Source organism: Microbacterium atlanticum (assembly GCF_015277815.1).
In the GTDB taxonomy this organism is placed as follows: Bacteria; Actinomycetota; Actinomycetes; order Actinomycetales; family Microbacteriaceae; genus Microbacterium; species Microbacterium atlanticum.
Map to the genome: position 1 here is coordinate 1,156,870 of NZ_CP063813.1, position 13,104 is coordinate 1,169,973.

15 protein-coding genes are annotated in these 13,104 nt (G+C 69.8%); 12 read left to right on the plus strand and 3 right to left on the minus strand.

The genetic code is table 11. The features are described from left to right. The first annotated feature begins 2 nt into the window (after positions 1–2). Together prfA and IR212_RS05080 are read left to right on the plus strand one after the other, a co-directional pair. Positions 3–1,079: a peptide chain release factor 1 gene (prfA, locus tag IR212_RS05075; RefSeq protein WP_194397884.1), complete on the plus strand. Its 1,077-nt coding sequence runs from the start codon at positions 3–5 to the stop codon at positions 1,077–1,079. Positions 1,080–1,205: 126 nt separating this feature from the next. Next, positions 1,206–1,604, plus strand: coding sequence for a phage holin family protein (locus IR212_RS05080; protein ID WP_194397885.1), 399 nt, complete (start codon positions 1,206–1,208; stop codon positions 1,602–1,604). Between the two features lie 121 nt (positions 1,605–1,725). Here IR212_RS05080 and epsC read toward each other — a convergent pair whose 3' ends face one another. The 3 genes from epsC to cysK (IR212_RS05095) form a co-directional block, all read right to left on the minus strand. Beyond that, positions 1,726–2,310, minus strand: a complete 585-nt coding sequence (gene epsC, locus IR212_RS05085) for a serine O-acetyltransferase EpsC (protein ID WP_194397886.1) — start codon at positions 2,308–2,310, stop codon at positions 1,726–1,728. Beyond that, positions 2,307–3,260, minus strand: a complete 954-nt coding sequence (cysK, locus tag IR212_RS05090; protein ID WP_194397887.1) for a cysteine synthase A — start codon at positions 3,258–3,260, stop codon at positions 2,307–2,309. The genes epsC and cysK (IR212_RS05090) overlap by 4 nt, the downstream gene beginning before the upstream one ends. 85 nt (positions 3,261–3,345) lie before the next feature. After that, positions 3,346–4,284, minus strand: a complete 939-nt coding sequence (gene cysK / locus IR212_RS05095) for a cysteine synthase A (RefSeq protein ID WP_194397888.1) — start codon at positions 4,282–4,284, stop codon at positions 3,346–3,348. A gap of 126 nt (positions 4,285–4,410) precedes the next feature. Between cysK (IR212_RS05095) and prmC the strand changes: the two genes are divergently transcribed. From prmC to IR212_RS05145, 10 genes are all read left to right on the plus strand, one after another. Continuing rightward, positions 4,411–5,289, plus strand: coding sequence for a peptide chain release factor N(5)-glutamine methyltransferase (prmC, locus tag IR212_RS05100; RefSeq protein ID WP_194397889.1), 879 nt, complete (start codon positions 4,411–4,413; stop codon positions 5,287–5,289). Positions 5,290–5,359: 70 nt separating this feature from the next. Beyond that, a complete protein-coding gene (locus tag IR212_RS05105; protein WP_194397890.1) occupies positions 5,360–6,115 on the plus strand; it encodes an L-threonylcarbamoyladenylate synthase in 756 nt (251 codons plus the stop codon). Next, entirely contained in the window at positions 6,112–7,344 is a 1,233-nt protein-coding gene (locus IR212_RS05110; RefSeq protein WP_228479491.1) for an MraY family glycosyltransferase, read from the plus strand. The genes IR212_RS05105 and IR212_RS05110 overlap by 4 nt, the downstream gene beginning before the upstream one ends. After that, positions 7,341–7,829 carry a Cg1360 family ATP-synthase-associated protein gene (locus IR212_RS05115; RefSeq protein ID WP_194397891.1) on the plus strand — a complete coding sequence of 163 codons (489 nt, stop codon included), beginning with the start codon at positions 7,341–7,343 and terminating at the stop codon, positions 7,827–7,829. Before IR212_RS05110 ends, IR212_RS05115 begins: the two co-directional genes overlap by 4 nt. A 170-nt stretch (positions 7,830–7,999) precedes the next feature. Continuing rightward, the gene (gene atpB, locus IR212_RS05120) at positions 8,000–8,794 is read left to right on the plus strand and encodes a F0F1 ATP synthase subunit A (protein ID WP_194398537.1); all 795 of its coding nucleotides are present in this window, start codon (positions 8,000–8,002) and stop codon (positions 8,792–8,794) included. Positions 8,795–8,840: 46 nt separating this feature from the next. Then, positions 8,841–9,077 (plus strand): ATP synthase F0 subunit C, encoded by a 237-nt coding sequence (atpE, locus tag IR212_RS05125; RefSeq protein ID WP_135064700.1) that lies wholly within the window; start codon positions 8,841–8,843, stop codon positions 9,075–9,077. A gap of 25 nt (positions 9,078–9,102) precedes the next feature. Continuing rightward, positions 9,103–9,681, plus strand: coding sequence for a F0F1 ATP synthase subunit B (locus tag IR212_RS05130; protein ID WP_194397892.1), 579 nt, complete (start codon positions 9,103–9,105; stop codon positions 9,679–9,681). Next, positions 9,681–10,472 (plus strand): F0F1 ATP synthase subunit delta, encoded by a 792-nt coding sequence (locus IR212_RS05135; RefSeq protein WP_194397893.1) that lies wholly within the window; start codon positions 9,681–9,683, stop codon positions 10,470–10,472. The genes IR212_RS05130 and IR212_RS05135 overlap by 1 nt, the downstream gene beginning before the upstream one ends. A 62-nt stretch (positions 10,473–10,534) precedes the next feature. Next, entirely contained in the window at positions 10,535–12,172 is a 1,638-nt protein-coding gene (atpA, locus tag IR212_RS05140) for a F0F1 ATP synthase subunit alpha (protein ID WP_194397894.1), read from the plus strand. 21 nt (positions 12,173–12,193) lie between these two features. After that, positions 12,194–13,090 (plus strand): F0F1 ATP synthase subunit gamma, encoded by an 897-nt coding sequence (locus tag IR212_RS05145; RefSeq protein WP_194397895.1) that lies wholly within the window; start codon positions 12,194–12,196, stop codon positions 13,088–13,090. The last annotated feature ends 14 nt before the right edge of the window (positions 13,091–13,104 follow it).

Sequence of the window (13,104 nt, forward strand, 5' to 3'; positions counted from 1 at the left end):
CCGTGTTCGAGTCGGTCAAAGGGCTGATCGACGAGCACCGCGCGGTGCAGGAGGAGCTCTCCGACCCCGCGGTGCACGCCGATGCCGCCCGAGCCAAGCGCGTGAACCGGCGGTACGCCGAGCTCTCGCGCATCGTGAAGGCGCACGAGGACTGGGTGGCGGCATCGGACGATCTGGATGCCGCCCGCGAGCTCGCTCGCGAGGACGAGGCTTTCGCCGAGGAGGTTCCTGCGCTCGAGGCGAACCTCGCCGAGGCACAGGAGCGCCTGCGACGCCTGCTGATCCCGCGGGACCCCGACGACGGGCGCGACGTCATCATGGAGATCAAGCAGGGCGAGGGCGGCGCGGAGTCGGCGCTGTTCGCGGCCGACCTCCTGCGCATGTACCTGCAGTACGCCGCCTCGAAGGGCTGGAAGACCGAGCTCCTCGAACGCACCGAGTCGGACCTCGGCGGCTACAAGGACGTGCAGGTCGCGATCAAGGGCTCGTCCTCGGACCCGGCGCAGGGCGTGTGGGCGCACCTGAAGTACGAGGGCGGCGTGCACCGCGTGCAGCGCGTGCCGGCCACCGAGTCACAGGGGCGCATCCACACGTCGACCACGGGCGTCCTGGTGTTCCCCGAGGTCGACGAGCCCGAAGAGATCCACATCGAGCAGAGCGACCTCAAGATCGACGTCTTCCGGTCGTCCGGGCCGGGCGGGCAGTCGGTGAACACGACCGACTCCGCGGTGCGCATCACCCATGTGCCCACCGGCATCGTCGTGTCGATGCAGAACGAGAAGTCGCAGCTGCAGAACCGGGAAGCCGGCATGCGGGTGCTCCGCGCGCGCCTGCTCGCCCGGCAGCAGGAGGAGCGGGAGGCCGCGGCATCCGATGCCCGCAGGTCCCAGATCCGCGGCATGGACCGCTCCGAGCGCATCCGCACGTACAACTTCCCCGAGAACCGCATCGCCGACCACCGCACCGGCTACAAGGCGTACAACCTCGATCAGGTGATGGACGGGGCGCTCGACCCGATCGTCGAGTCGGCGATCCAGGCCGACGAGGAGGCGCGCCTCGCCGCCCTCGGCGGCGACTGACGCCGGCGAAACCGGGGATCCCGGCTCGGACCGGGGACGACGCCCTCGGTCTCGACCCGAATCCCCGGTCTCGGCGCGGCCGGGCGGTGCCGGAGCGCACGGATGCCGCGCCGCTAGGCTTCGACCGTGCTCACGCTCCTCCTCCGCGCGCTGATCTTCCTCGTCTCGGCGGCGCTGGGACTCCTCGCCGCCGACCTCATCCTCGAGGGCTTCACACTGCACTGGGACGACTGGTGGGGCATCCTCCTCGCCGTGGTCATCTTCGCCGTGCTGCAGAGCGTCCTCGCGCCCTGGCTGCTGAAGATCACGCGGCGCCACGCCAACGCCCTCATCGGCGGCATCGGGCTGCTGTCGACCTTCGTCGCCCTGCTCATCGCCGTGCTCGTCCCCGCTGCCGGGATCGGGATCGACGGACCGGTCGCGTGGATCATCGGAACGCTCGTCGTGTGGCTCGTGACCGCCCTGGCGTCGTGGCTGCTGCCGCCGCTGTTCATCCGGAGGAAGGTTCAGGACCGCCGCGGCTGATCCCGAGGCGCTCGCATTGATCCGGGCTTGCGAAGGTTTCGATACGGCTCGTGCCTCGCCTACTCAACCTTGACCCGGCTCGCATCAACGCTCGCTGGCGCTCGCATTGATTCGAGCCGCGTCAAATCTGGTACTCGGGGGTCGTCAGCAGGGCGCGGGTCTCCTCGCCGACGCGACGGGCACGGGGCTTGGCCGGCACGCCGACCAGGACGCTGTCTGCCGGCGCGTCCTTCGTGACGACGGCGTTCGCCCCGACGACCGACCCCTCGCCGATGACGACCGGCCCGAGGATCTTCGCGCCGGCCCCGACGGCGACGCCGTCACCCAGCGTCGGGTGACGCTTGCCGCCCTCGCGCTGACGACCGCCCAGCGTGACGCCGTGGTACAGCATGACGTCGTCGCCCACCTCGGCGGTCTCGCCGATGACCACGCCCATGCCGTGGTCGATGAAGAAGCGGCGGCCGATCACGGCTCCGGGGTGGATCTCGATGCCGGTGAGCCAGCGGGTGATCTGCGAGCCGGCGCGCGCGGGGAATCGTGCGCCGCGCACCCACAGCGCATGCCAGAGGCGGTGGCCCCAGATGGCATGGAGGCCCGGATACAGCAGGGCGATCTCGAGGCCGCTGCGCGCGGCCGGGTCTCGCAGCTTCGCGGCGGTGACGTCCTCACGCACGCGCGCCAGGAATCCGATGCGTTCGTCGGTCATTTCTTCTCCGCCTCCGCTTCGCGCAGGTGCTCGTACAGCGCCGTGGACAGGTAGCGCTCGCCCGAGTCCGGGACGATCACGACGATGCGCTTCCCTTCGGCCTCGGGGCGCGCGGCGATCTGCAGCGCCGCCCAGACGGCGGCGCCGGCCGACATGCCGGCGAGGATGCCCTCGCGCGTGGCGAGCTCGCGTGCGACGCGAATGGCGTCGTCGAACTCGACGTCGAAGATCTCATCCACCACCGAGCGGTCCAGCACGTCGGGCACGAAGTTCGGGCCGATGCCCTGGATGCGGTGGCCGCCCGCCCGCCCCTCGGTGAGAACGGGGGAGTCCTTGGGCTCGACGAGCGCGACCCTCACGCCGGGGTGGCGCTCCTTCAGAACCTGCCCGACACCGGTGATCGTGCCGCCGGTGCCGGATCCGGCGACGAACCAGTCCACGCGGCCATGGGTGTCCTGCCAGATCTCCTCGGCAGTCGTCCTGCGGTGCACGGCCGCGTTCGCCTCGTGCTCGAACTGCCGGGCGAGCACCGCCCCGGGCGTCTCGGCCACGATCCGCTTCGCGGCCTCGACAGCCTCGGTCATGCCCTTGTACGGGTCCGTCAGCACCAGCTCGGCGCCGTACGCCTTGAGCAGGGTGCGCCGCTCCTTCGACATCGACGCCGGCATCGTGAGGATCACCCGATAGCCCCGCGCGGCCCCGATGAGCGCCAGCGCGATGCCGGTGTTGCCGCTGGTGGACTCGACGATGGTGCCGCCGGGGGGCAGCTCGCCGGCCGCCTCCGCGGCCTCGACGAGGGCGTAGCCCAGGCGGTCCTTCACCGAGGACCCCGGATTGTAGAACTCGAGCTTCGCGAGCACCTCCGCCCCCAGGCCCTCCGTCAGGGCGTTGAGGCGCACCAGCGGGGTCTGCCCGAAGGCGGTGGTGATGTCGGGATGGATGCCGGGCACGAAGCTCCCTTTCTCGTTGGTCCAGACGACGACGGCGCGGCGGCGGCCGATCAGGTCGGGGTCGCCGTCGCGCCGTCGTGACGGATCAATCTTCGCGCAGATCCTCGAAGAGTGCCGTGGAGAGGTACCGCTCGCCGAACGACGGCACCACGACCACGATGTTCTTGCCCGCGGCCTCCGGGCGCGCGGCGACCTGGAGCGCGGCCCAGATGGCGGCGCCCGACGAGATCCCGACGAGGATCCCGTCCTGCGAGCCCACGGCGCGGGCCGTCGTCAGCGCGTCCGGGAACTCGACGTCGATGACCTCGTCGATGACGCCGCGGTCCAGGATCGCGGGCACGAAGTTCGGGCCGATGCCCTGGATCTTGTGCGGGCCCGGGGTTCCCTTGGTCAGCAGCGGCGAGTCGGCCGGCTCCACGGCGACGACCTTCGCGTCGGGGACGCGCTCCTTGAGCACCTGGCCGACCCCGGTGATGGTGCCGCCGGTGCCGATGCCCGCGACGAAGTAGTCGACCTTGCCGTCGGTGTCGCGGAGGATCTCCTCGGCGGTGGTCTTGCGGTGGATCTCGACGTTCGCCTGGTTCTCGAACTGACGGGCGAGGATCGCCCCCGGCAGCTCCGTGACGAGCTCCTCGGCCTTCGCGACAGCGCCCTTCATGCCGCCGGCGGGGTCGGTGAGGACGAGCTCGGCGCCGTACGCCTTCAGCAGCAGGCGACGCTCGACCGACATGGACGACGGCATCGCCAGCACGACGCGATAGCCGCGGGCGGCGCCGACCATCGCGAGGGCGATGCCGGTGTTTCCGCTGGTCGCCTCGACGATCGTGCCGCCGGGCTTCAGCTCGCCGGAGGCCTCCGCCGCGTCGACGATGGCGATGCCGAGGCGGTCCTTGACGCTGGAGGCGGGGTTGTAGAACTCGAGCTTGGCCAGCACCGTGCCGCCGACGCCTTCCGCGACCCGGTTCAGCCGGACCAGCGGAGTGTTGCCGAAAGCGGAGGTGATGTCGGGATGGATGCCGGTCATGTCGGGGCCTTTCGCGGGTTCATGGCGGATCATCAACAGCCTAGGGGGACGGCATCCGTGTGAGTCCTTCTGTGACAGGGGCCTGGCGGCGGCGCGCTACCCTGCGGGGCGTAGGGTGGTGCGGTCATGCCTTCCGCCGAAGAACCCTCCGCCCTGACCGCCGCGATCGCGCGCGCCGCGTCGCGGCTGGGCGCCGCCGGCATCGCCGATCCCGCCGTCGACGCCGAGCTGCTGACGGCGTTCGTCCTCGGTCTCGGGCGCGGCGGAGTGCAGGCCGCCGCCGTCCGCGGCGACAGCCTCTCGGCGGCCGACGCCGAGCGTCTCGACGAGCTCGTGACCCGGCGCGCCGCCCGTGAACCGCTGCAGCACATCACCGGGTCGGCGCCGTTCCGCCACCTGGAGCTGAAGGTCGGCCCCGGGGTCTTCGTGCCCCGCCCCGAGACCGAGACGGTGGCGCAGCTGGCGATCGACGCGCTGCGGGCGGCGGCATCCGAGTCCCCGATCGCGGTCGATCTCGGAACCGGCAGCGGCGCGATCGCTCTGGCGATGGCGACCGAGGTGCCCCACGCACGGGTGTTCGCCGCCGAGAACTCCGTCGACGCGTTCGTCTGGGCGAAGGAGAACTTCGCGACGGTCGGCGCACCGAACGCGCGGCTGGCGTTCATCGACCTCGCCCACGCGTTCCCCGAGCTCGCAGGCACCGTCTCGGTGGTCGCCTCCAACCCTCCCTACGTTCCGGATGCCGCGATCCCGCGCGACCCGGAGGTGCGGTTCTTCGACCCGCCCGCCGCCCTCTACGGCGGCGAGGACGGCTTGGACGTCGTCCGCGTGGTGAGCCGGGTGGGGCTGCGCCTGGCGCACCCGGGCGGGATGATCGTGATCGAGCACGGGGAGTGGCAGGGCGAGGCCATCCGCGGGCTTCTGACCGCCGACGGCTGGCGCGCGGCCGCGACGCATCCCGACCTCACGATGCGCGACCGCGCCACGACCGCGCTTCGGCCCTGAACTCCCGCGCGGCCCGGCGCCCCGCGCGCCGCGAACGCACAGGCGCGCCCGGACTAAACTGTCCGGCGACATGTCCCCCATCTTCGACTGCCGCGACGAGGCTCAGCTGCTCGCCGGCATGCGCCGGGCGCGCCAGGCCATCGGACGCGGCGAGCTCGTCGTCATCCCGACCGACACCGTCTACGGCGTGGCCGCCGATGCCTTCGACCACCAGGCGGTCGCGCGCCTGCTCGCCGCGAAGGGCCGAGGGCGCCAGTCCCCGCCGCCGGTGCTCGTCGCCGGCGTCACGACGCTGCGCGCGCTCGTCGCGGAGGTGCCCGAGCCGGTCGAGCGACTGATCGATGCCTTCTGGCCCGGCGGCCTCACGATCGTGCTGCCCTCGCAGCCCTCGCTCTCGTGGGATCTGGGCGAGACGCGCGGCACCGTGGCGGTGCGCATGCCTGCGCACCGCATCGCGCTGGAGCTCCTCGAGGAGACGGGGCCGCTGGCGGTCTCCAGCGCCAACCTCACCGGGATGGCGGCAGGCATCACCGCCGAGGATGCGCACGAGATGCTGCGGGACAGCGTCGCGGTCTATCTCGGCGACGGGCCCTCGAAGAACGGCGTGCCGTCCACGATCGTCGACGCGACCAGCCTCGTCGCCGGTGACGAGCCGCTGGTGCGGGTGCTGCGCGAGGGCGCGGTCAGCCGCGACCAGCTGCACGAGGTGCTCGGCGACCTCCTGGAGCCGGCGCCGGGAGCCGAGCCCGTGTCGCCCGAAGCGGAAGCGGGACCCGCGGTGGCGGGCCCGGCGGCCGACGCCCAGAGCGTCCCCGGCAGCTCGTGAAGCAGTACGTCTTCACCATCCTCCTCACGGCGGCCATCACCTTCGTCCTGTCGTGGGCGGTCTGGCGACTGAGCCTGAGATACAAGCTGTACCCCGGCATCCGGGACCGCGACGTCCACAAGACGCCGACGCCGCGACTGGGCGGCATCGCCATGTTCCTCGGCGTGCTGGCGGCGTTCGCGGTCTCGTCGCAGCATCCGTTCTTCGCGATCATCTGGACCGAGCCCGAGCAGGTGTTCGCGCTGCTGGGGGCGACGGCCCTCATCGTGGTCATCGGCGTCCTGGACGATGTCTGGGACCTGGACTGGATGATCAAGCTCGGCGCGCAGTTCCTCGCGGCGGGCCTCATCGCCTGGTTCGGCCAGCTGCAGATCTACACCCTGCCGCTCGGCGGCATGACCATCTCGAGCTGGGCCAGCTTCACCCTGACCGTCTTCTCGATCGTCGTCGTGATGAACGCGGTCAACTTCATCGACGGACTGGACGGCCTCGTCGCCGGCGTCTGCCTCATCGCCAACGTCGTCTTCTTCGCGTACTCCTACATGATGGTGCGCGACGTCGGGGCGAGCACCTACTTCAACCTCGCCTCCTTCATCGCCGCGGTGCTGATCGGCGTGTGCATCGGATTCCTGCCGCTGAACTGGAGCCCTGCGCGGCTGTTCATGGGCGATGCCGGGGCACTCATGCTCGGTCTCCTCATGGCCTCGTCCGCGATCGCCATCACCGGCAACATCAACCCGGCGATGGTCGTCGACAACGACGAGTTCGGGCGGTCGCAGCTGCTCGGCGCGTTCATCCCGATCCTGCTGCCGGTCGTCGTGGTGCTCCTGCCGCTGCTCGACTTCGGGCTGGCGGTCGTGCGTCGCATGAGCAAGGGCAAGTCGCCGTTCTCGCCCGACCGGCGCCACCTTCACCACCGCATGCTCGACATGGGCCATTCCGACCGCGACGCCGTGCTGATCTTCTATGCGTGGACGGCGCTGGTGAGCCTCTCGGTGCTGCTGATGTACATCGGCACGACGCTGGAGTGGCCGGGCGACTACCTCATCGGCGTCGCGTACGGCGTCGTGGGCATCGCCGCGTGTCTCGTCGTCACGCTGCTCCCGTCGCACCGCCGTGCTCACCTCGTCGACGGCGCCGAGCACGTCGACGCCGTCAACGACCGCCCGACCGGGGTCCTCACCGCTCCCCGACACGATCCCGCGCCCGCACAGGAGGACGCCCGATGACTTCCACCCCCATCTCCAGCACGCCGATCCTGCGCACCGTCCTGGTGTGGTCGGCGACGGTCACCGCCGCCCTGCTCGTCGTGGGCGGCCTGGTCGGCTACCTCGTGGCGGGGACGGACGGGCTGTGGAGCGCGCTGGCCGGCGTGCTGATCGCGGCCGTGTTCCTCGGGATCACCGCCGCCAGCATCCTCATCGCCAACCGGTGGTTCGGCGACGCCCTCTATGTGCCCATCTTCTTCGGCATCGTGATGGGCGGCTGGATCCTCAAGTTCGTCGTGTTCCTCGTGGTGCTGTTCGTGCTGCGCGACCAGCCCTGGATCGTGGGACCGGTCTTCTTCCTCGCGCTGGTGGCGAGCGTCCTGGCCTCACTGCTCATCGACGTCGTGGTGCTGCTGCGCATGCGGGTGCCGCACGTGAGCGACGTGGAGCTGCCGACGGACCCCGACGCGGGGGAGCGCACCGACGGCCCGGGCACGGCCCCGTGAGGCCCCGGCGCGCGGGCTCAGGGACCTCTCAAGTTTGATAGGCTGAACGGGCGCCCGCGCGCTCACCCTGCTGTGAGCGCCTGCGGAGTGACGCTCACCGACCATCGTCGCAACGGTCCTACACCGATGCCCCGAAGCTGGAGCCCGCGCTGTTTACTCACGCTGCGACCCTGATCGCCCCCCTTGCCGCTGACGCGCCCCCGGAGTTCCACGGGCCGTCGATCGAGGAGTTCTTCCCCGAGATCCTCTTCACTGCGTTCGGCGTCATCCCGGTCCACCGGATCCACCTGATCCAGTTCCTCGCGACCATCGCGATCGTCCTGATCTTCTGGCTCGGCACGCGCCGCATGCGCGTCGTCCCCGGTCGATTCCAGAGCATCGTCGAGATGGGCCTGGACTTCGTCCGGGTCAACATCGGCGAGGACCTCCTCGGCAAGAAGGACGCCCAGCGCTTCCTCCCGATCCTCACCACGATCTTCTTCATGGTGCTGTTCATGAACATCACGGGCATCATCCCGTTCCTGAACATCGCCGGCACGAGCATCATCGCGGTACCGCTGACGCTCGCGATCGTGAGCTACGTCACCTTCATCTACGCCGGCATCAAGAAGAGCCCGAAGAACTTCTTCAAGAACTCGCTGTTCCCGTCGGGTGTGCCGTGGCCGATCTACATCATCGTCACGCCGATCGAGCTCATCTCGACGTTCGTGATCCGGCCGGTCACCCTCACGCTCCGACTCCTCATGAACATGATGGTCGGCCACCTGCTGCTGGTGCTGTTCTTCGCCGCCACGCAGTTCTTCATCGTCGATCTCGGCGGCTGGTGGAGCATTCTCGGTGCGGGCAGCCTCGCATTCGGCTTCGTCTTCACCCTGTTCGAAATCCTGGTGGCAGTCCTCCAGGCGTACGTCTTCGCTCTCCTCACCGCGGTCTACATCCAGCTCGCGGTCGCCGAAGAGCACTGAAACGGGACGGCCCGAAAGCCGCCCTCAACCGAAAGGAAACACCCCCGTGGACGCAACTACGGTTCTCGCCCAGGTGAGCGGTTCGATCGCGACCGTCGGCTACGGCCTCGCCGCCATCGGCCCCGCCATCGGCGTGGGCATCGTCGTCGGCAAGACGATCGAGGGCGTGGCGCGCCAGCCTGAGCTCGCCGGCCGCCTGCAGGTGCTCATGTGGATCGGTATCGCCTTCACCGAGGCCCTCGCCTTCATCGGCATCGCGACCGGCTTCATCTTCGGCTTCTGATCGCCATCTCGACTAAGGAGACAGGATGCTGAACGCTCTTGTCACGTACGCAGCGGAAGAGGGCGCGGAACACAACCCGCTCATTCCGGCGTGGTACGACATCATCTGGTCGTCGGTCTGCTTCGTCATCATCCTCTTCCTCTTCTGGAGGATCGCGCTTCCGCGGATGAAGAAGCTGCTCGACGAGCGCTCTGCGGCGATCGAGGGCAACATCGCGAAGGCCGACGAGGCCCAGCGCAAGGCCGAGGCGGCACTCGAGGAGTACACCGCCCAGCTCGCCGACGCCCGCAAGGAAGCCGGTGAGATCCGCGACGCCGCCCGCGAGGACGGCAAGAAGATCGTCGCCGAGGCGAAGGATGCCGCGACGGCCGAGGCCGCGCGCCTCACGTCGACCGCTCACGCCCAGATCGAGGCCGAGCGCCAGAGCGCTCTGGTGTCGCTGCGCAGCGAGGTGGGCACGCTCGCCCTCGACCTCGCGGGCGGCGTGATCGGCGAGACGCTGTCCGACGACGCGAAGGCTCAGGCCGTCGTGGACCGCTTCCTCGCGGAGCTCGAGCAGTCCGAAGGGGCCACCCTTCGACAGGCTCAGGAACCGGCGCTCTGATGGGCAGCGCGACCACTCAGGCCGTGGCGGCGACGACGACGGCGCTCGACGCCGCCGCCGACGTCGACCTCGACGTCGCCCGCGAGTTGTTCGCCGCGGCGCGCGCCGTGGCCGACTCGCCGCAGCTGAGCGGCGCGCTCGCCGACTCGGCCGCGCCGGCCGAGGCCCGCCGCAAGGTCGTCTTCGACGTCTTCGGCCCGTCCGTCAAGCCGACGACCGCGTCGCTGCTGGCGACCGCCGTCCAGCAGCGCTGGTCCTCGCCGGGCGACCTGGTCGACGGCATCGAGGAGCTCGCGATCCGGGCGACGGCCCTCGCCGACACGGCGTCGGACATCGAGGGGGAGCTGTTCGCCTTCTCGCGCACGGTCGCCGACAACGCCGAGCTCGAGCTCGCGCTCGGCAGCCGTCTGGGTGACGCCTCGTCGAAGGGCGCGCTCATCGAATCGCTGCTGAACGGCCGTGCGAGCGAGGGGACGACGCTCATCGTGTCGTCCCTCGTCCGCCAGCCGCGTGAGCGCCGGGTGCGCCGGCTGCTGTCGCGCGCCACCATGCTCGTCGCCGACCAGCGCGGCCGAACGGTGGCCACCGTCGTCGCGGCGACCCCGCTCAGCGCGGCTCAGCGCGAGCGCCTCACCGCGGCGCTGACCCAGCGCTACGGCACGCGCGTGTCGCTGAACACCATCGTCGACCCGACCGTCGTCGGCGGCTTGCGGGTGCAGATCGCCGACGACGTGATCGACGCGAGCGTCTCGTCGCGTCTCGCCGACCTCCGTCAGCGACTCGCAGGCTGACACTGACTTCCCGCCCCCGGGTGGAGACTTCGGGGCCGCGGCCCCATGAACGAAGGAAAACAATGGCAGATCTCACTATCAGCCCCGATGTCATCCGTGACGCGCTGAAGGACTTCGTCGCCGCCTACGAGCCCACGGGCGCCGCGGCCACCGAGGTCGGCACCGTCATCGACGCCGCCGACGGCATCGCGCACGTCGAAGGCCTGCCGGGCGTCATGGCGAACGAGCTCGTGATGTTCGCGGACGGCACGCAGGGCCTGGCCCTCAACCTCGACGAGCACGAGATCGGTGTCGTCGTGCTCGGCGACTTCGCCGGTATCGAGGCCGGCCAGCAGGTCACCCGCACCGGCGAGGTGCTCTCGGTCGCCGTCGGCGACGGGTACCTGGGCCGCGTCGTCGACCCGCTGGGCAACCCGATCGACGGTCTCGGCGAGATCGCCACCGTCGGCCGCCGCGCCCTCGAGCTGCAGGCCCCCGGCGTCATGCAGCGCAAGAGCGTGCACGAGCCCCTGCAGACCGGCATCAAGGCGATCGACGCCATGATCCCCGTCGGCCGCGGCCAGCGCCAGCTGATCATCGGCGACCGCCAGACCGGCAAGACCGCGATCGCGATCGACACGATCATCAACCAGCGCTCGAACTGGGAGTCCGGAGACGTCACGAAGCAGGTGCGGTGCATCTACGTGGCGATCGGTCAGAAGGGCTCCACGATCGCGGCCGTGAAGGGCGCGCTCGAGGACGCCGGTGCAATGGAGTACACGACGATCGTCGCGGCTCCCGCGTCCGACCCCGCCGGCTTCAAGTACCTCGCCCCCTACACCGGCTCGGCGATCGGCCAGCACTGGATGTACGAGGGCAAGCACGTCCTGGTGATCTTCGACGACCTGTCGAAGCAGGCCGAGGCGTACCGCGCCGTGTCGCTGCTGCTCCGCCGCCCGCCGGGTCGCGAGGCGTACCCCGGTGACGTCTTCTACCTCCACTCGCGTCTGCTCGAGCGCTGCGCGAAGCTGTCCGACGACCTCGGCGCGGGCTCGATGACGGGTCTCCCGATCATCGAGACGAAGGCGAACGACGTCTCGGCGTACATCCCGACCAACGTGATCTCGATCACCGACGGCCAGATCTTCCTGCAGTCCGACCTCTTCAACGCCAACCAGCGTCCTGCGGTCGATGTGGGCATCTCGGTCTCGCGCGTCGGCGGCGACGCGCAGGTGAAGTCGATCAAGAAGGTCTCCGGCACGCTCAAGCTCGAGCTGGCCCAGTACCGCTCGCTGGAGGCGTTCGCCATGTTCGCGTCCGACCTCGACGCGGCCTCGCGTCGTCAGCTCGCCCGCGGTGCGCGGCTGACCGAGCTGCTCAAGCAGCCGCAGTACTCGCCGTACCCGGTCGAGGAGCAGGTCGTCTCCATCTGGGCGGGCACCAACGGCAAGCTCGACTCGATCGAGGTCGAGGACGTGCTGGCGTTCGAGCGGGAGCTGCTGGACTACCTGCGTCGCAACACGACGATCCTCGACACGCTGCGCGAGACGAACGTCCTCGACGACGACACCGTCGCCGAGCTCGGCAAGAAGACCGACGAGTTCATCCTCGAGTTCCAGGCCGGCAAGGGCCAGGCCATCGGAAAGCCGGGCCACGAAGAGGTCGCGGCCGCGCAGGCCGAAGACGTGAACCAGGAGAAGATCGTCAAGGGCCGCCGCTGACGGCGGGCCTGGGCAGAAACCATGGGCGCACAACTCCGGGTCTACAAGCAGAAGATCAGCTCTGCTCAGACGACCAAGAAGATCACGAAGGCGATGGAGCTCATCGCGGCTTCGCGCATCCAGAAGGCGATGGCGCGCGTGCGCGCGTCGTCGCCCTTCGCGCGAGCCGTGACGCGTGCCGTCTCGGCCGTGGCGACGCACTCCAACGTCGATCACCCGCTGACCGTCGAACGCGAGACGATCCGCCGCTCCGCGGTCGTGATCTTCTCCTCCGACCGCGGCCTCGCCGGCGCGTTCAACTCGCAGATCCTCCGCGAGGGCCTCGAGCTCGCCCAGCTGCTGCGCGATGAGGGTCGCGAGCCGGTGTTCTACCTCGTCGGCCGCAAGGCCGTCGGCTACTTCCAGTTCCGCCGCATGGAGAGTGCGGCGGAGTGGACGGGCGACACCGACACGCCGCACTTCTCCACCGCCGAGGAGATCGCCGCCACCCTGCTGGACGCCTACGACCGCGGCGGCCAAGAGCACGGCGTCGACGAGATCCATCTCGTCTACAACCGCTTCGTCAGCATGATGACGCAGACGCCCGAGACTGTGCGCCTGCTTCCGCTGGAAGTGGTCGAGGCCGAGGAATCGTCGTCGGCGCAGGTGTACCCGCTGTACGAGTTCGAGCCGGATGCCGCGACCGTGCTGGACGCGCTCCTGCCCGTGTACATCCAGAGCCGGGTCTTCAACGCCCTCCTGCAGTCGTCGGCTGCCAAGCACGCCGCGACGCAGAAGGCGATGAAGTCTGCCAGCGACAACGCCGACAAGCTCATCACCGACTACACCCGCCTGCGCAACAACGCGCGTCAGGCCGAGATCACACAGCAGATCGCCGAGATCGTCGGCGGCGCCGACGCCCTGGCGTCGGGCAAATAGACCATACGAAAGAG

What these genes read in the sequence shown, in the direction of transcription:
- IR212_RS05135 (WP_194397893.1), top strand. Translation starts at nt 9,681, where the DNA reads ATGGGCAGCGCGACCACTCAGGCCGTGGCGGCGACGACGACGGCGCTC.
- IR212_RS05145 (WP_194397895.1), top strand. Translation starts at nt 12,194, where the DNA reads ATGGGCGCACAACTCCGGGTCTACAAGCAGAAGATCAGCTCTGCTCAG.
- IR212_RS05105 (WP_194397890.1), top strand. Translation starts at nt 5,360, where the DNA reads ATGTCCCCCATCTTCGACTGCCGCGACGAGGCTCAGCTGCTCGCCGGC.
- epsC (WP_194397886.1), bottom strand. Translation starts at nt 2,310, where the DNA reads ATGACCGACGAACGCATCGGATTCCTGGCGCGCGTGCGTGAGGACGTC.
- cysK (WP_194397888.1), bottom strand. Translation starts at nt 4,284, where the DNA reads ATGACCGGCATCCATCCCGACATCACCTCCGCTTTCGGCAACACTCCG.
- IR212_RS05115 (WP_194397891.1), top strand. Translation starts at nt 7,341, where the DNA reads ATGACTTCCACCCCCATCTCCAGCACGCCGATCCTGCGCACCGTCCTG.
- IR212_RS05130 (WP_194397892.1), top strand. Translation starts at nt 9,103, where the DNA reads ATGCTGAACGCTCTTGTCACGTACGCAGCGGAAGAGGGCGCGGAACAC.
- atpA (WP_194397894.1), top strand. Translation starts at nt 10,535, where the DNA reads ATGGCAGATCTCACTATCAGCCCCGATGTCATCCGTGACGCGCTGAAG.
- prmC (WP_194397889.1), top strand. Translation starts at nt 4,411, where the DNA reads ATGCCTTCCGCCGAAGAACCCTCCGCCCTGACCGCCGCGATCGCGCGC.